At 27.7% G+C, this 18746-nt stretch carries 22 protein-coding genes; all 22 read left to right on the top strand.

The annotated features are described in order from the left end of the window. Positions 1-1792 (top strand): sensor histidine kinase (locus tag VN21_RS18630; RefSeq protein ID WP_046821478.1); only part of this gene is annotated, 1792 nt, incomplete at its 5' end. Between the two features lie 139 nt (positions 1793-1931). Continuing rightward, on the top strand, positions 1932-2783 hold the full coding sequence (aroE, locus tag VN21_RS06620) for a shikimate dehydrogenase (protein ID WP_046821479.1): 852 nt from the start codon (positions 1932-1934) through the stop codon (positions 2781-2783). After that, entirely contained in the window at positions 2776-3144 is a 369-nt protein-coding gene (locus VN21_RS06615) for a pilus assembly FimT family protein (RefSeq protein ID WP_046821480.1), read from the top strand. Before aroE ends, VN21_RS06615 begins: the two co-directional genes overlap by 8 nt. Then, positions 3141-3638, top strand: coding sequence for a hypothetical protein (locus VN21_RS06610; protein ID WP_046821481.1), 498 nt, complete (start codon positions 3141-3143; stop codon positions 3636-3638). The genes VN21_RS06615 and VN21_RS06610 overlap by 4 nt, the downstream gene beginning before the upstream one ends. Positions 3639-3659: 21 nt before the next feature. Further along, complete coding sequence (locus VN21_RS06605; protein ID WP_046821482.1) at positions 3660-4082, top strand: hypothetical protein; 423 nt, start codon at positions 3660-3662, stop codon at positions 4080-4082. After that, a complete protein-coding gene (locus tag VN21_RS06600; RefSeq protein WP_152650739.1) occupies positions 4072-4599 on the top strand; it encodes a hypothetical protein in 528 nt (175 codons plus the stop codon). The genes VN21_RS06605 and VN21_RS06600 overlap by 11 nt, the downstream gene beginning before the upstream one ends. After that, positions 4596-5102: a shikimate kinase gene (locus VN21_RS06595; protein ID WP_046821484.1), complete on the top strand. Its 507-nt coding sequence runs from the start codon at positions 4596-4598 to the stop codon at positions 5100-5102. Before VN21_RS06600 ends, VN21_RS06595 begins: the two co-directional genes overlap by 4 nt. 49 nt (positions 5103-5151) lie before the next feature. Then, positions 5152-5604 carry a type II 3-dehydroquinate dehydratase gene (gene aroQ / locus VN21_RS06590; protein ID WP_332840796.1) on the top strand — a complete coding sequence of 151 codons (453 nt, stop codon included), beginning with the start codon at positions 5152-5154 and terminating at the stop codon, positions 5602-5604. Then, the gene (locus tag VN21_RS06585; protein ID WP_084821878.1) at positions 5594-6661 is read left to right on the top strand and encodes a M24 family metallopeptidase; all 1068 of its coding nucleotides are present in this window, start codon (positions 5594-5596) and stop codon (positions 6659-6661) included. Before aroQ ends, VN21_RS06585 begins: the two co-directional genes overlap by 11 nt. Positions 6662-6683: 22 nt before the next feature. Further along, positions 6684-7241, top strand: coding sequence for an elongation factor P (gene efp, locus VN21_RS06580; protein WP_021429540.1), 558 nt, complete (start codon positions 6684-6686; stop codon positions 7239-7241). A 90-nt stretch (positions 7242-7331) separates the two neighbouring features. Continuing rightward, a complete protein-coding gene (locus VN21_RS06575; RefSeq protein ID WP_046821485.1) occupies positions 7332-7766 on the top strand; it encodes a CD1247 N-terminal domain-containing protein in 435 nt (144 codons plus the stop codon). Positions 7767-7921: 155 nt separating this feature from the next. Beyond that, positions 7922-8623, top strand: coding sequence for a ribonuclease III (rnc, locus tag VN21_RS06570; protein ID WP_046821486.1), 702 nt, complete (start codon positions 7922-7924; stop codon positions 8621-8623). 1 nt (position 8624) lies between these two features. Then, positions 8625-9695: an elongator complex protein 3 gene (locus tag VN21_RS06565; protein ID WP_046821487.1), complete on the top strand. Its 1071-nt coding sequence runs from the start codon at positions 8625-8627 to the stop codon at positions 9693-9695. A gap of 26 nt (positions 9696-9721) precedes the next feature. Beyond that, complete coding sequence (gene smc, locus VN21_RS06560; RefSeq protein WP_046821488.1) at positions 9722-13279, top strand: chromosome segregation protein SMC; 3558 nt, start codon at positions 9722-9724, stop codon at positions 13277-13279. Between the two features lie 9 nt (positions 13280-13288). Then, positions 13289-14509: a signal recognition particle-docking protein FtsY gene (gene ftsY / locus VN21_RS06555; RefSeq protein WP_046822561.1), complete on the top strand. Its 1221-nt coding sequence runs from the start codon at positions 13289-13291 to the stop codon at positions 14507-14509. Positions 14510-14610: 101 nt separating this feature from the next. Continuing rightward, positions 14611-14979, top strand: a complete 369-nt coding sequence (gene ylxM, locus VN21_RS06550; RefSeq protein ID WP_021429599.1) for a YlxM family DNA-binding protein — start codon at positions 14611-14613, stop codon at positions 14977-14979. After that, a complete protein-coding gene (gene ffh / locus VN21_RS06545; RefSeq protein WP_021429709.1) occupies positions 14976-16328 on the top strand; it encodes a signal recognition particle protein in 1353 nt (450 codons plus the stop codon). Before ylxM ends, ffh begins: the two co-directional genes overlap by 4 nt. Before the next feature lie 39 nt (positions 16329-16367). Continuing rightward, positions 16368-16640: a 30S ribosomal protein S16 gene (gene rpsP, locus VN21_RS06540; protein ID WP_021429667.1), complete on the top strand. Its 273-nt coding sequence runs from the start codon at positions 16368-16370 to the stop codon at positions 16638-16640. Between the two features lie 23 nt (positions 16641-16663). Beyond that, entirely contained in the window at positions 16664-16891 is a 228-nt protein-coding gene (locus VN21_RS06535; protein ID WP_021429642.1) for a KH domain-containing protein, read from the top strand. A gap of 87 nt (positions 16892-16978) precedes the next feature. Continuing rightward, positions 16979-17494, top strand: coding sequence for a ribosome maturation factor RimM (rimM, locus tag VN21_RS18370; protein ID WP_035115311.1), 516 nt, complete (start codon positions 16979-16981; stop codon positions 17492-17494). A 15-nt stretch (positions 17495-17509) separates the two neighbouring features. Further along, positions 17510-18202, top strand: a complete 693-nt coding sequence (trmD, locus tag VN21_RS18365) for a tRNA (guanosine(37)-N1)-methyltransferase TrmD (protein WP_046821489.1) — start codon at positions 17510-17512, stop codon at positions 18200-18202. Between the two features lie 106 nt (positions 18203-18308). Continuing rightward, positions 18309-18653, top strand: a complete 345-nt coding sequence (rplS, locus tag VN21_RS06520; protein WP_021429647.1) for a 50S ribosomal protein L19 — start codon at positions 18309-18311, stop codon at positions 18651-18653. Positions 18654-18746: the final 93 nt, after the last annotated feature.

Below are 18746 nucleotides of genomic sequence, written 5' to 3'. Positions count from 1 at the left end.
AATATTAAATAACAAAAAAGAAATTTTAAATATAATATTAGAACAAAATAATAAATGTGTAATTTTAATAGATAAATACGGATATATATCAAATGAAGATAGTAGTTTTTCAAATGTTTGGAAAGAATACTCATGTTGTAATTACAAAATAAAGTTTTCTCATTTTTTAAATAAGAGTATAGAGAACAGTACGGATGTGTTATTAGATGTTCAAAAGGTGTATGATATAGGCATTAAGCTCAATAGGGAAATAATTAGTAATGATAATAGGTATTTTGATTGTGAGTACACTCCATTAAAAGTTAATAATCGAATAATGGGAGTTATATGTATAATGACAGATATAACATATAAAAAATATTCACAGAAAATAATCAATTATAACAAAATAAAGTATAAAAAAACTATAGAAACAATACCTCATACTATTGTGGTAACAAGAGATAATAAAATTACATACAACAATAATAATAATTTAGACATAGACATATATGAAGATAGAATAAAAGATTTTATTCTAAACACAAAATCAAAAGGAAGCTTTGAGGGATATTTAAATAAAGACACTAAAAAATACCTAAATATAAACAAAACGAGTTTTAAAGAAAATAACATAAAAAAAGATATAGCAATAATAAGGGATACTACAGAGTATAATATACTTTTAAAAAGTATAGAACAAAGCGCTAAAAATTATATATCTTTAGTTAATGCTATTCCTCAGGGAATATATATATATGATTTTGAAGATAAAAAAACTACTTATGTAAATGAAGTACTTTTGAATATGTCAGGTTTTGAAAGCTTAAATGAATTTAATGATAGCCACATAATAAAAGATATTTCGTGGGTCTTAAATAAATTTGGGCAAGATGTCAAATTTATGCGACATAAGATACAAAATAGAAAAGGAAAATATATAGATGTAGAACTAGGGGGAATTACCCTGGAAATAAATAATAAAATGACATGTATAGGCATAATGAATGACATAACTGAAAAGGTTAAGGCTGAAAATATAGAAAGAGAAATAGCTAAGAAAAAAGTAGAATATAAACAAAAAAATCATTTTTTTATAAATATGTCGCATGAGTTAAAAACTCCATTAAATTTAATAATGTCGTCTAATCAATTGATTCAAGCTGTTTTCAAAGATGAAATTTTAAGCAATGAAAGTGGATTAATAGCAGCTGTTACTAATTCAGTAAAAAAACAAAGTTATATATCCCTAAGGCTTATAGAAAATATAATGACATTAACTAAATTAGAAGCTGATTTTTATAAACCAGAAGTAGATTGTTATGATGTTGTAAGCTTAGTTGAAGACATAATAATTGAAATTAATAAATATTCAATAGATGATAAAATAGAATTTATATTTGATACAAATATAGAAGAAAAGTTAGTAAGAGTAGATCCTTATGATATAGAAAGAATAATATTGCTACTTTTTAGTAAATTGATAAAACAGTCAAAACAAAATAGTACTATATATGTTGAAATCTTAGATAATACAAATGGATTAAATATATATATAAGAAATATAGGACGATATGACAAGGATATATATATAAATAATCAATCTAGAGATAATATAAATATGAATTTAGAAGTTGCAAAATCTATAATTAATATTTATGGAGGATCAATAAATATAGTTGAAACTAAAAGCAATATAGAGATAAATATAAATCTTAATATTAAGGAAAGTTTAGAATATGATGAAAAGAAAATTTGTACCTTAAATAAGGAATCTATATACGCAGAATACTCTATGATAAATGCTTTATAAAAATTCGTTTTGCTTGAGCGACAAAAATAGGATATCTCAAATTTAAATTTAAGATATCCTATTTTTGAGTTTAAAAAAGAATAATTAAAGCTGTATAATATATATAACAAATGGAAATAAAAGCTAACAGGAGGTAATTATGGATATAAATGCAAAAACTAATTTATTATGTTTAATAGGAAATCCTGTTGAACATAGTTTTTCACCTAGTATACATAACTATTTGATTAAAAAAAATAATCTGAATATGAAATACGTGTGCTTTAATGTTAAAAGTGATGAGCTAGAAAATGCTATAAAAGGAATAAAAGCTTTAGGCGTTAAAGGATGCAATGTAACTATTCCTCATAAAGTGGAAATAATTAAGTATTTAGACTCAGTAGATAAGAATGCACTGTTGATTGGAGCCGTAAATACTGTAAAAAATGAAGGTGGAAAGTTAATTGGATACAATACTGATGGTGTTGGGTTTGTAAAATCAATAACAGACAAGGGCTATGATATTTACAATAAAAATGTTTTAATAATAGGAGCCGGAGGAGCTGCTAGAAGTATAGCTATAGAAATGGCATCAAATGGAGCTAAAGAGATAAATTTAAGAAATAGAAGTATAAAAAATGCTAAAGAAATATCTGATATTTTAATTGATAGTTTTGGTATAAATTCAAAATTTTCAACAGATCAAATAACTAAAGAAGATTTAGAAGATATAGACATAATAATCAATACAACTCCTATAGGAATGGACAAAGATAAAGACAGTTGTCCAATAGATGAAAAAATTAATTTAACTAATAAAGATATACTTGTTTGTGATATTGTTTATAATCCACATGAAACTAAATTTATTTCTTGGGCTAAAAAAAATAATTTTGACATTGTATATGGTATAGACATGCTTATAAATCAAGCTATACAAGGGTTTAATATATGGACAGGTATTTATGCAAATGAGCATGGAAATTTAAAGGATATGCTGAAAAATGTATAACTACAAGCATAAGAGGAAAGGGTATTTAATTTTAGAAAATATTGTAGCTTTAAGTTTAATAGGAATAATGGCATCACTAGTTGTAAGTATATTTTCAACTAGTGTTTTTAATTTGAAAAAATCATACAACACAAATCAAATGATAAATCTAGCAAAAAAAGAAATGTGTAGCATAGAGTATGAGATTCAAAATAATAAAGAGGAAAATTTATTTGAAAGAACTAGTAAAAATATTGAAGGGTATACTGTGAAATCAGAAGTGATAAAAGAAAGAAATTATTTTAATTGTTATCGAATTTCTATTTGTGTCAGTTGTTGTGAAAGAAAAATGGTAGTAGATAGTTATGTGGTGAGAACATGAAAAAAAGAAATGGATCAGTGATTATAGTGACATTATTGTGTTGCTTTATATTAAGCTGTATATGCTTAGGGTGTATAGAATTAGTTAAAACAAATAATGATATAGTTTCTACAAAGGAAAAGTCAATGAAAATAGAATATGAAGTAAAAGGTGGTATAAACTTAGGCTGTAGTAAAGTTGCAGAAGAAGTTAATAATTTAATTGGAAATAATATCGAAGAGAATAATTTAGAATGTAAATTTAAAGATCACTTTTTAGGAAATAATAAAATAAATATAATAAGATCTATAGAATCTATGGGGAATGATAAATTAAAAATAAGAGTAGTAAATAATGATATTTACCTAGATGATGACTACATAAAGTTAGATATAGAATCAAAAAAAGAAGATAGCAATTTTAAGAAAATTGCTAGATGCTCAGTTAAAATAAATATTAAATCAATTGAGGAAAATGAAAAGAGAGTATTCAAATACAATTATAAGGAGATTTAGAAAAATGAAAAGAGAAGGAATGTGACTTTAGTTGAAGTTGTAATAGGAATAGGGATAGTTATGGCTATTTTAATGATAAGCTTTCCAAAAGAAAAATCACAAAGATATGAAATTGATTCTTTTGCTAGGCAGCTAGTAGGAGATATAAGGTATGTTAGAAGTATGAACTCAAATGGAAACCTTAGTGTTTTTTTAGAAAATATTAGTTCACAGGAAAATCCTAGATATGTAATAAAAGAAAATACCGATATAGTGAAAACTGTATACCTTCCTAAAAATTCTAGTTTATCTTATCCATCATCAACAATAAAGTTCAAATCAGATGGTACACTTAGCTCAAAAGGAGAAACTATAATAATTGATTCAAAAGATAGAAAAATAAAAATAACTATCATACCGTTTAGTGGAAGAGTTTTATTGAAAGAAGATATATATGAAACGTAGAAAGGGATATCTTATACTAGAAATTTCAATATCTATGATAATTACGAGTATTGTACTAATTACACTATACGGTTTATTATTTACCTCAATAAATCTGTATAAAAAAATTTATAGCAGTATAGAAATACAACAACAAGGTATGGAGATTCAAAAACATATGGAAAAAGAGTTAAGTGGAGATATAGAAATAACTGATGTGAAAACAGAAAACAGCCAAGTATTAAATGATAAAGAGTTTGAATTTACAAAAGTGAAATCTATTTATTATAAATCAAAAACGAATTTGGAAGTTAATGACTGTGATGAGCTATTTTTAAACAATAAAGCTAAGAAGCTTTTTATAAAGCGAATGGGATATAAATCAGGCTATGAAATAGGCGACTATATAGATTCTATATATATATCTAAAGAAAAAGATGGTAGAATTATCAATATAAAATTACAACTATCTAAAAATAAACAGAATCATTGTATTGAATTTTCAATATACAATGATAATATAGGAGAACTTGCATGAAAAATATAATCTTAATTGGATTTATGGGAACTGGAAAGACTACAGTTGGAAAGGAATTAGCTAGACTTAAAGAGATGAAATTTTTAGATGTGGATTTTGAAATTGAAAAAAAAGAAAATAAAACAATAAATCAAATTTTCAAAGAACATGGAGAAGTATATTTTAGAAGAATTGAATCAGCGTTACTTAAAGAAGTATATTGTTTAGAAAATACTATAATATCTACTGGGGGCGGAATTATAGAGAATGAAAGTAATGCTGAGATTTTAAAAAATACAAAAAACGTAATATGGTTAGATGGAAATGTTAATACTATAGTTAATAACTTAAAAAATGAAATAGATAAAAGACCTAAACTAAAAGATGTAAAAGATATAAAAGCCTATGTCCAGGATCTATTAAATCACAGATATGAAAAGTATGAAAAATGTTCAAATATCAAAATAAGTATTGATGATAAAAATATAGCTCAAGTAGTTAGGGAGATACTTGTTTATATTTAACAAAATATGTTATTATATAGAGTATAAACGAGTTTTTATCAAAAGGTTGGTGGATGCTATAAAAATATTAATAATTAATGGTCCTAATTTAAATATGTTAGGAAAAAGAGAACCTGATGTATATGGGAAAAACACATTAGAAGATTTAGAATATAGCATAAAACAAACATTTAAAGATACTATTGATTTTGAATTTTTTCAAAGTAATCATGAAGGATGCATAATAGATAAATTACATGAGGCTAATTGTAATTTTGATGGAATTATTATAAATCCTGGAGCGTTTACACATTATAGCTATGCTATAGCAGATGCCATAAAATCTATAAGTACTAAAGTAGTAGAAGTACATATATCTAATGTGCATAAAAGAGAAGAATTTAGACAAAAAAGCGTAACCGCTAGTGCATGTATAGGACAAATTACAGGATTTGGATTTTATGGATATATTTTGGGGGTAAATGCAATAATAAATTGTGAGGTGGGTATAGGTGAAAAATAGAGTTTTAAAATTAAGAGCAGAGATGGAAAGATTAAACTTAGATGCAATTTTAATTGAAGAGTCTAAAAATAAAAGATACATATCTGGATTTACAGGAACTGCTGGGTCTATAATAATAACTAAGGAAAAAAACATATTATTTACAGACTTTAGATATACACAACAAGCTAAAAATCAAACAGAGGATTTTGAAATAGTTGAAATATCTAGAACAAACCCGATCACAAACTTCTTGAAAGAAATGAATATGAAAAGACTAGGATTTGAAGATGATAAAATGAGTTTTTCAACATATTCAAATTATAAAGAAGCTTTAGTTAATACAGAAATGGTTCCACTAAAAGGATTAATGCTAGATTTAAGAGCTATAAAAGATGAAAAAGAGTTAGATGTTATAAGACAAGCTTCTAAGATTGCAGATAATGGATTTAAATATATATTAGGATTTATTAAGCCAGGAATGAAGGAAAGTGAAGTTGCTTTAGAACTTGAGTTTTTCATGAGAAAGCAAGGCGCAACTGGAGTATCATTTGATTTTATAGTAGCATCAGGGAAAAGATCATCTATGCCTCACGGAGTAGCTAGTGATAAAGTTATAGAGACAGGCGATTTCGTAACAATAGATTTTGGATGTGTATATAATGGATATTGCTCAGATATGACAAGAACTATAGTTGTAGGAAAAGCGAATGATAAGCAAAAAGAAATATACAATATAGTATTAGAAGCTCAATTAAAGGTTATAGAAGCTGCAAAAGCTAACATGAGTGGAATAGAACTTGACAATATCGCAAGACAATATATAATTGAAAAAGGATATGGTGATAAATTTGGTCATGGCTTAGGACACGGAATAGGCCTTGATGTACATGAACTTCCAAATGTTAATACATTGGGAGAAAAGTTATTAAAGCCTAATATGGTTATAAGTGATGAGCCAGGTATATACATAGAAGATTTTGGTGGTGTAAGAATTGAAGATCTACTTATAATAACAGAAGATGGATGTGAAGTGTTAAATTCATCACCGAAAGAATTAATAGAATTAGAATTTTAAGTATAATTATGGAGGGACACATATGGTAACAGCAGGTGATTTTAGAAAAGGTGTAACATTTGAGAAGGATGGTCAACCATGTTTAATAGTTGATTTCCAACATGTTAAGCCAGGAAAAGGTGCTGCGTTTGTCAGAACTAAGTACAGAAACTTAAAAACAGGAGCAATAAGAGAAGAAGCTTTTAACCCAAGTGACAAGTTCCCTAAAGCTCATATAGACACTAGACAAATGCAATATCTATACAATGATGGTGAGTTATACTACTTCATGGATAACGAGACTTTCGAGCAAATACCACTAGACTATGAAAAAGTTGAAGATGCAATCAAATTCTTAAAAGAAAATGAAACTGCAACAATAAGATTCTACCAAGGGCAACCATTCCAAGTAGAAGCTCCAAACTTTGCAGAACTTGAAATAGTTGAAACAGAGCCAGGAATCAAAGGAGATACTGCAAGTAACGTTACTAAGTCAGCTACAGTTGAGACTGGTGCAGTAGTTCAAGTACCTTTATTCATAAATACAGGAGATAGAATAAAGATAGATACAAGAACTGGAGAATATTTATCAAGAGTTTAATAATTTATGAATATAAAAGCTTATATATCTAATAATAGATATATGGGCTTTTAAATTTATACAAAAAAATAAGGAAAGTGAGGGGTTTTAATGAAATATTTATATGAAGAAGTTGCATACTTAAAAGGTCTTGCAGAGGGATTAGAAATAAGTGAAGAAACAAAAGAAGGCAAAATAATAAATAAAATAGTAGATGTTTTAGAAAGTTTTGCAGATGCAATAGTAGAATTAGAAGAAGAGCAAATAGAACTTATAGATTATGTAGAATCTATAGACGAAGATTTATCAGATGTGGAAGATGATATATACGAAGAAGATGAAGACGATGAAGATGAAGAATATAACTACATAGAAATGGAATGCCCTAATTGTAATGATTTTGTAGAGATAGATGAGGACTTACTATATAATGAAGATATAGATATAGTATGCCCTAATTGTCAAGCAGTTATATTATCGGCAGAAGATGAGTGTGAATGCTCAGATGAGTGCATATGTGATTGTGATTGTCATGAGGAAAAATAAAACTGTATAAGTGAAGAATTTATAGAGCCTATGAAGTTATATAAGATTCATAGGCTTTTTTACGCCTAAGTAAATTAGTTTTATATTTATGTTTTGCAATAATTTTAGAAAAATAGTACACTATAGTCTATAGATATTTAAATGGAGGTAAATAAATGAAAATAAAATCAAATATATTAGTTAATATATCAAAATTTGAAGATATTATTAAATATAAATTTAAAAATAAAAAATTTATATTAGAGGCATTAACACATAGTTCATACTCTAATGAGAATAAATCTTATTCATTCAATGAGAGATTAGAATTCTTAGGAGATTCAGTTCTAGGAATAGTAATAAGTGATTACTTATTTCAAAAAGAACAAGATTTACCAGAAGGTGAGTTAACAAAATTAAGAGCCAATATAGTTTGTGAAGAGTCTTTAAGTGATGTTGCTAAAGAAATAAATTTAGGAAACCACATTCTTTTAGGAAGAGGAGAAGAAGCTACAGGAGGTAGAGATCGTATATCTATATTAGCGGATGCATTTGAGGCTGTAATAGCTGCAATATACCTAGATGGTGGAATTGAAAATGCAAAAGAATTTATATTAGATCACATGGAAGCTATAATTCAAGACTCTATAAAAGGAAGAATCTTCAGAGACTATAAGACTCATTTACAAGAGGTTGTACAAAGCAAAGGTGAAAGTATAATTTCATATAACTTAGTAGAAGAAATTGGACCAGATCATAATAAACGATTTGTAATGGAAGTTACCCTAGATTGTGAAGTTTTAGGAAAAGGAGAAGGTAAGAGTAAAAAAGAGGCAGAACAATCAGCTGCAAAACAAGCATTAAGAAGGATGATTTAATATGAAAAAGAGAATTATACCTATATTTGTGCCTCATAGGGGATGCCCTCATGATTGTATTTTTTGTAATCAAAAGAAAATTACTGGAGTAAGCACAGATATTACAAGTAAAGATGTAAGAAATATAATTGAAGAATATTTAACTACAATAGATAAAGATGCAAGTATTGAGATTGCATTTTTTGGAGGTAGTTTTACTGCTATAGATATAGATATTCAAAGAAGTTTACTTTCTGTGGCTAAGGAATATGTAGACAAAAACATTGTAGATGATATAAGAATGTCTACTAGACCTGATTGTATAAACGATGAAATACTAACTATGCTAAAAGAATATAAGACAAGTATTATAGAACTGGGAGTTCAATCTTTAGATGAGAAGGTTTTAATAGATAGTGTAAGAGGTCATAGTGATGAAGATGTATTTAAAAGCTCAAAACTTATAAAGGATTATGACATAGATTTAGGATTACAGATGATGGTAGGTTTACCATCAGATACAGAAGAAAAATGTATAAAGACAGCCAAAAAATTTATAGAATTAAAACCAGATTGTGTAAGAGTATATCCGACTTTAGTAGTTAAAGAAACAGGACTTGAAAAGCTATTAAAGGAAGGAAAATATAATTCATTTACACTTGATAAAAGTATAGATATAGTAAAAAAAGTTTTGGTTTTATTTTATATAAACAATATAAATGTAATTAGAGTTGGATTACAAGCAACTGAAGATATAGCAATAGGAAAAGAAGTTCTTGCAGGCCCATACCATCCAGCTTATAGAGAGTTAGTTGAAAGTAAGATGTATGGAGATTTTATTGAACACTTAATTAAAACATATGAGGTTAAGAAAAATTTAGTAGTTTTAGTTAATAAAAGAAATGTATCTAGAATATTAGGAAATAAAAAATCTAATGTAATAGAAATAAAAGAAAAATATGATGTTTTATTAAAAACTAAGGAAGCAAATTTAGATATAAATGAATTAGAATTTGTATTAGATGATGAAAAAACTATAAAGTTTAATACAAAAGAAATATATATGAAGTTAAGAGACATATACAACCTTTAGTTTTATTTTGAAGGGAGAGAAAGGTATTGTATTTAAAAAGATTAGAACTTAAAGGATTTAAATCCTTTCCAACTAAGACAGATGTGCTTTTTAACGAAGGTATAACAGCTATAGTTGGTCCAAATGGAAGTGGAAAAAGTAATATATCAGATGCAGTAAGATGGGTATTAGGGGAGCAAAGTATAAAAAGTTTAAGAGGCGATAAGCTAGAAGATGTAGTATTTGCCGGAACAGACACGAAAAAAGCAATGAACTATTGTGAGGTAGCATTAACTATAGACAATAGTGACAAAAAATTAGACATAGAATATAGTGAGATTACTATAAAAAGAAGAGCTTACAGAAGTGGGGAAAGTGAGTTTTTCTTAAATAATAAGTCGTGTAGATTAAAGGATATAAAAGAATTACTATTAGATACAGGAATAGGTAAAGATGGATATTCTATAATAGAACAAGGTAAAGTTGACGAAATTTTAAGCAATAACCCTGTAAATAGAAGAAAAGTATTTGATGAAGCCTGTGGAATATCAAAATATAGATATAAAAAACAAGAAGCGGAAAGAAACCTAAAGAATACAAAAGAAAACTTAAATAGAATAGAAGATATATATGTTGAGATAGAGAATCAGTTAAAACCTTTAGAAACTCAACAGAAAAAAGCTATAAAATATTTAGAAATAAAAGAAGAATTAAAAAAGATTGAAGTAAATAGTTATATAAGTGAAATTGAAGAATTAGAGGCTCAAGCAAAAGAAACATTAAATCATGATAAAGTACTTAAAGATCAAATGGTTTCAGTTAAATCTAAAAAAGAAACTTTAGAAAAATCTATAACTGATTGTGATGAAGAACTTGAAGAAATTGATGTTAAAATAAACAAAACTATTGAATATATAAACACTATAAAAGGTGTAATAAACAAAAAATATTCAGAACTCAGCGTTCTTAATGAAAAGATAAAAAATTGTAACAGTGATATACAAAGGTACACAAATGAAATTAGTTATATAAATAAAAAGATAAATGATGACAATCTAGAATTAGAAAAATTAAATGAAAGTAAAAATAATGCTTTTAGAAATTTAAAAGATATAGAAAATAAAATAGATGAAGTTGAATTAAAAAATAAAGACAAAAAAGAAAGCATAAACAAAGTAAGTCAAACTATTGAAGCTTTAAAAGATGAAATAATAAACTTATTGGATGTTAAACAAAATAGTGCGAACAAACTATCTACTTTAAATGCAAATATTGAGAATATAGAAAATAGAACTAAAACTATAGATGTAGATATAGAACATATACAAAAAAATATATGCAATAAAAAAGATGAAATATCAAAATTTAATTCTCAAAAACAAGAAAAATTAAGTTTAATAGAAAACTTAAAACAAGAATTTGAAGATATTAATAAAAAGGTAAATTCTCTGAAAATAGAATATGACAAAATAAGTAGTGATATACAAGGCTCTAAACTTAAAATAAATGAATATAACTCTAAATTAAACATATACACTGATATGGAAAAGCACTATGAAGGATTTAATAAAGGTGTAAAGGAAGTGTTAAAGAATAAAAATTTAGAGGGTATATATGGAGCACTAGGTCAGGTTATATCATCTAGTCAAAAATATGAAAAAGCACTAGAAGCATCACTTGGAAGTTATATGCAAAATATAATAACTAAAGATGAAAATAGCGCTAAAAATGCTATAAACTACTTAAAGAAAAATAATTTAGGAAGAGTTACATTCTTACCTTTAAATATAATTAAATCCAATAAAATAGATAAAAATGCAATAAAAAGCAGTGCTAAATACATAGGGATAGCAAGTGAATTAGTTAAGTTTGATGAAAAGTATAAAAATATAATCGAAAATGTTTTAGGAAGAACTATAGTTATAGAAAGTATGGATGAAGCTATAAAGTTTGCTAGAGAAACTAACCATAGATATAAAGTTGTAACTTTAGATGGAGAAATTCTAAATCCAGGAGGATCTTTAACTGGAGGAACAGTAAGAACTAATGGAAATATACTTTCAAGAAAAAGATTGATAGAAGAGTTTAAAGATAACATACAAAAAGAACAAGAAAAATTGAATTTATTAGAACAAGAAAAAATCAATTTAAAAGGTTCTATAGATTCAAAGCTTATAAAAATTGAAACAATAAATAATGAATTACGTGAAAATGATAAAAGTGTAGTTGTTATTAATGCAAACATAAAAAGTGCAAATGATGAAGTTTTAAATTTAAGCAATAACTTAAATAAATTTGAAAATGAGAAGTTAAGTTTAGGTGAAAATTTAGAATATACACTAACAAAAACTAAGTCATTAAAAGAAAATATAAATGAAATAGAACAAAAGCATTTGTTAAACAAAAATGAAATAGATACATTAAATTCAAAATTAAAAGAAATAAATGATGGTTATGAAGTAGATAAAAGCAGATTTGACGATTTGAATATAGAATATGCTAAATTAAATCAAATTCACCAAGCTACAATAAAGGATATAGATAGAATTCAAAAAGAAATAAAATCACAAAATGATGTCCTTAGAACTACAAAAGAACAACTTGAAGAAAGTAAATTTAATACTGTTAAAATTCAAGATCAGATTAAAATTGAAACTTCAGAAAAAGAAAACTTGGAGAATCAAATTATAGATGAAAATAAAAAATTAAGTCTGCAAAAAGAACAAAAAGATTCTATTAAGAAAAATAGAGACGCTATAAATACTGAATCTAAAAATATAGATAGACAGTATATAGAAGTCAAAGAAAGTTTATTTAAGATAGAAAATAAAATAGAAAGACTAAGATCATCTAAAGAAAATTATATAGCTAAACTTATAGAAGAATACGAATTAAGCCTAGAGGAAGCAAAGGCATTAAAAGATGAATCTGTAGTTATTGATAAAAAAGAGCTAGAAAACCTAAAAAGACAAATAAAAAGTCTTGGGAATGTAAATATAGACTCTATAAAAGAATATGAAGAAATAAAAGAAAGGTATGATTTTTATAGTGAACAAAAGAAAGATTTAGAAGAATCTATAGAAGTTATATATAAACTTATTAAAGAACTAGAAGAAAATATGAAAAGAGAGTTTAATGAAAACTTTGTTTTAATAAATGAAAACTTTAAAGTTGTTTATAAAAAATTATTTGGTGGAGGAAATGGAGAACTTAGAATAGTAGATAAAGATAATATTCTAGAAAGTGACATAGAAATAGTAGCTCAACCACCTGGGAAGAAAATGAAAAATTTAAATCTTTTATCAGGAGGAGAAAAAGCACTTACTGCAATAAGTATATTATTTTCAATAATATTAGCTAAGCCAACTCCATTTTGTATACTAGATGAAATAGAAGCGCCACTAGATGATGCAAACATATATAGATTTGGAGAGTTTTTAAAAGAACTATCTAAAGATACCCAATTTATATCTATAACTCATAGAAGAGGTACTATGGAGGTTGCAGACTATATATATGGAGTTACAATGCAAGAAAAAGCAATCTCTAAGGTAATAAGCCTAGATCTAAAAGAAGCTAAAAAATTAACTGAAGATATAATATAAGGAGGCAAAATGTTTAAGAAGTTATTCAAATTTGGAAAGAAAAAAGAAGAAGAAAGTGTAGTTGAAGAAGAAGCTCAAATTGAAGAAGCTAATGAAGAATCAGCTACTGATGAAGAAACTGTAGTTGAAGGTGCAGAGTTTAAAGTGGAAGAAAAGCACAATTTAGATGAAGATCCAGATAACAAAGAAGAAATAATAGATATTGACAATGAAGATAAAATTGAAGAAACTTCGCTAGAAGAAGTAGAAGAAGTAGAAGAAGTAGAAGAAGTAGAAGAAGTAGAAGAAGTAGAAGAAGTAGAAGAAGAAATTACAAAAGAAGGTTTATTTGCAAGACTTAAACAAGGACTTACTAAAGCTAAACAAGGAATAACAGATAAAATTGATGCTGTTTTAAATTCATACACTACAATAGATGAAGACCTTCTTGAAGAACTTGAAGAAATACTAATAACAGCAGATGTTGGCGTAAACACTACTATGGAAATGATAGATGGACTAAGAGATGCTATAAAAACTAAAGGTATTACAGATCCTTTAGCTGTAAGAGGTGAGTTAAAATCTGTAATATGTGATATGTTAGGAGAGGAAGATTCTAAATTAAACATAGAGCCTGGTCCAAGTATAATATTAATGGTAGGAGTAAATGGAGTAGGTAAAACTACTACAATAGGTAAACTAGCAAATAGATACACTAAAGAAGGTAAAAAAGTAATACTTGCAGCAGGAGATACGTTTAGAGCTGCAGCTATAGAACAATTGGAAGTGTGGGCTAATAGAAGTAATGTGGATATAATAAAGCACCAAGAAGGAGCTGATCCAGGGGCTGTAATATTTGATGCTGTTAAAGCAGCTAAAGCTAGAAAAGCAGATGTATTAATTTGTGATACAGCAGGAAGACTTCACAACAAAACTAACTTAATGAATGAGTTAGGGAAGGTATTCAAGATAGTTGATAGAGAATATCCAGAAGCGCAAAAAGAAGTTTTATTAGTTGTAGATGCTACAACAGGTCAAAATGCGGTATCTCAAGCTAAAACATTTAAAGAAGTAGCTGATATAACGGGAATAGTATTAACTAAATTAGATGGAACGGCAAAAGGTGGAGTTGTTTTAGCTGTTAAATCTGAAGTTGATGTTCCTGTAAAACTTATAGGAGTTGGAGAAAAAGTAGAAGACTTACAAGATTTTGATTCAAAAGCATTTATAGATGCGTTATTTGGGAACTAATTAGCTTTTAAAAATAACTGTTGACAACTTTATTAGTATGATATAAAATACAATGTGTAAAGGAATTGACCTTTACAGTAAAGTAAGTGGGAAGTGTAATAATGAATCTAGAAAAATTAGTAGAAATTGGGTTGTTATTTGAACAATACAAAATGCTTCTAACTGATAAGCAAAGAGAAATTGTATCACTTTATTACAATGAAGATTATTCTCTTGGAGAAATCAGTGAAAATCTAAGTGTTTCAAGACAAGGAATATATGATACATTAAAGCGTTCTGAAAAAATTTTGAAAGATTATGAAGCAAAATTAGGCTTAGTTAAAAAGTCAAAAGAACGTGAAAAAATTACACAAGATATATATAATAAAGTTGTTGACATTAAACAAGATTTATTGCAAAATAGAGATTGTGCTAATTTAATCCCTAAGGTAGAAAATATAGAAGATTTATGTAGGGAGATGTTAAAATGATATTTGAAGGATTAGCAGATAAACTACAGGGCGCTTTAGGAAAATTAAAATCTAAAGGTAAGCTTACTGAAAAAGATGTTAAAGATGCTATGAGAGAAGTTAAGCTAGCTTTATTAGAAGCTGATGTTAACTTTAAAGTAGTTAAAGACTTTGTTAAGAAAGTTCAAGAAAGAGCTGTTGGACAAGATGTTATGGAAAGCTTGACACCAGCACAACATGTTATAAAAATAGTTAATGAAGAACTGACAAGTTTAATGGGTGATGTTCAAAGTAAAATAATGATATCACCAAAGCCACCAACAGTTATAATGATGGTAGGGTTACAAGGTGCAGGTAAAACAACTACATCTGGTAAGCTTGGAGGATACTTTAAAAAGCAAGGTAAGAAGCCCTTACTAGTGGCTTGTGATATATATAGACCTGCGGCTATAAAGCAATTACAAGTTGTAGGTGAAAAATTAGATATACCAGTGTTTAGCATGGGAGATAAAGAAAGCCCAGTAAATATAGCAAAAGCTGGATATAATCATGCAGTGAAAAATAACCACGATTTAGTTATAATAGATACAGCTGGTAGACTTCATATAGATGAGACTTTAATGGAAGAGTTACAAAATATAAAGTCTGAAGTTAAGCCACACGAAATACTATTGGTTGTAGACTCTATGACAGGACAAGATGCAGTTAATGTTGCACAAAGCTTCAATGATGCCCTTGGGGTTGATGGAGTAGTTTTAACTAAACTTGATGGGGATACTAGAGGTGGAGCAGCACTTTCAATAAGAGCTGTAACACAAAAGCCTATAAAGTTTATAGGTATGGGAGAAAAGCTAGATGACTTAGAGCCTTTCCATCCAGATAGAATGGCATCTAGAATATTAGGTATGGGAGACATCCTAAGCTTAATAGAAAAGGCTCAAGAAAATATAGATTTAGAAAAAGCTAAGGAATTAGAAAGCAAAATTAAAAAGCAAGATCTTGATTTTGAAGATTTCTTAGAACAAATGGAACAAATTCAAAAGATGGGTCCTTTAAACAAGGTGATTGAAATGATTCCTGGTATGGGTCAAGTCAAAGACCAACTTGGGGACATCGATATGAATAATAAAGAAATTGTTAGGACTAAGGCAATCGTACAGTCTATGACAATAGAAGAAAGAAGAAATCCTAGTATCTTAAATGCTTCAAGAAAGAAAAGAATAGCAAGAGGTAGTGGTACTAGTGTTCAAGATGTAAACAGACTTATAAAGCAATTTGATGAGATGAAAAAAATGATGAAGATGTTTACAGGAACTCAAAAAAGCATGAAGAAAAGGGGAGGCTTTGCCGGTTTACCTTTCTTTAAATAATAGAAAACAAAAAGATAAAAATTTTTCGGAGGTGTCGATATGGCAGTTAAAATAAGATTAAAAAGAATGGGATCAAATAAAAAACCTTTCTACAGAATAGTAGTAGCAGATTCTAGAGCTCCAAGAGATGGAAAGTTCATAGAAGAAATAGGATTCTACAATCCAATATCTCAACCAAAGCAAGTTAAAATAAACGATGAGAAAGCTGTTAAATGGTTAGGATGTGGAGCACAACCAACTGATACAGTTAAAACTTTATTAGTTAACAACGGAGTAATGGAAAAGTTCGAAGCTTCTAAGCAAGCTAAGTAATTTTCTTTTAGGAGTGAATTGATATGAAAGAGCTAGTACTAGATATAGCAAAGGCTCTTGTCGATAATCCAGAGGCAGTTGAAGTAGAGGAAACTTTTAATGATGGAGAAACTATCTTAAAATTAAAAGTAGCCCCTGATGACATGGGTAAGGTTATCGGTAAGCAGGGTAGAATAGCTAAAGCTATAAGAACTGTTATAAAATCTGCTTCAAATAGAGACCACAAAAAGGTTACTCTTGAAATAATATAAAGGATTAGGTATTAACCTAGTCCTTTTTGTATATACTGTGTATATATTGCGCAAAGATAAAGCATAATTTTTAAAGAAGGTGAGATTATGGAAAATAAATTAACTCATTTTAAAATAGGACAAATAGTAAAAACACAAGGTTTAAAAGGTGAAGTAAGAATTTACTCCACAACGGATGATATATATAGATATGACGATTTGGATACTTTTTATATAGGAAAAGACCTTAATACAGAATATAAAGTACAAAATGTTAGATATAAAGGTAACTTAGTTATAATGAAAATAAAAGGAATAGATACAGTAGAAATGGCTGAAAAGATAGTTAACAAAAATATCTATGTATCTAGAGAAGAGTCAAAAGAATTAGATGAAGACGAGTTCTTTATTGCTGATATGATTGGTATAGACGTTTATACAGTAGACAATAAACATGTAGGTGTATTAGATGATGTTTTACAATATGCAGCTAATGATGTTTATGTAATTAAAGGTGAAGATAATAAAGAATATCTTATACCAGCTGTTATGAAGTTTGTACCTGAGATAGATATAGAAGAAAGAAAAATGATAATAGACCCTATAAAGGGAATGTTAGATTAATTTTAAGGTGATATTATGAGATTTCATATAATGACACTATTCCCAGAAATATTCAACTCTTATATGAATGAGAGTATAATGAAAAGAGCTGTAGAAAAAGGTATTATTGAAGTAAACATATACAATATAAGAGACTTTTCTACTAATAAGCATAAAAAGGTAGATGATTATCCTTTTGGAGGTGGAGCAGGTATGGTAATGACTCCACAGCCAATATATGATACATATAAACATATTATAGATAAATTTGATATAAAAGAACCTAGAGTTATATACTTAACACCGAAGGGTGAAGCTCACAATCAAAACATAGCTAGTGAAATGTCAACATTTGAAGATGTAATACTTTTATGTGGTCACTATGAAGGAATAGATCAAAGAATTATTGATTCTATAGTTACGGATGAAATATCTATAGGGGATTATGTATTAACAGGGGGGGAACTTCCTGCACTAATTCTTATAGATTCAATTTCAAGGCTTATACCAGGTGTATTAAGTCAAAATGAATCCTTTGAGGAAGAATCATTTAAAGATAACTTATTAGAGTACCCTCATTATACTAGACCGAGAGAATTTATGGGAATGGAAGTTCCAGAAGTTTTACTATCTGGAAATCATAAGAAAATAGATGAGTGGAGAAATGAGAAATCTATTGAAATAACTAAAGAAAGACGTCCTGATTTATACAAAAAAGCTTGTAAATAAATAGGACATATAGTATAATAAAATCTGTTGAAAAAATAAAACGGGCGTTCCTCTGCTTACAAATGGTCAAGTAATTAAGAGCGTCTATGATACCAGGAGGATTAAAATGAACGAAATATTAAGATCATTAGAGCAAGAGCAATTAAAAAATGAAGTTCCTAACTTTGGACCTGGGGACACTGTAAAAGTACACGTTAGAATAGTTGAAGGAAAAAGAGAAAGAATACAAGTATTCGAAGGTGTTGTATTAAAGAGACAAGGTGGAGGAGCTAGAGAAACTTTCACTGTAAGAAAAATATCTTTCAACGTTGGAGTAGAAAGAACATTCCCTGTTCATTCTCCAAAATTAGAGAAGATAGAAGTAACTAGAAAAGGTAAAGTAAGAAGAGCTAAACTAAACTACTTAAGAGGTAGAGTAGGTAAAGCTGCTAAGATAAAAGAAGCTAGATAATAAACTTTACTATACAGGGGACTGAGATTTCAGTCTCCTTTTTTACTATTAATTAGATTAAAATAAATTTTTATAAATATAAATATAAATTAT

Origin of the sequence: Paraclostridium benzoelyticum (assembly GCF_001006285.1) — a bacterium.
In the GTDB taxonomy this organism is placed as follows: domain Bacteria; phylum Bacillota; class Clostridia; order Peptostreptococcales; family Peptostreptococcaceae; genus Paraclostridium; species Paraclostridium benzoelyticum.
This window is presented reverse-complemented; position numbering and strand designations above follow the sequence as displayed.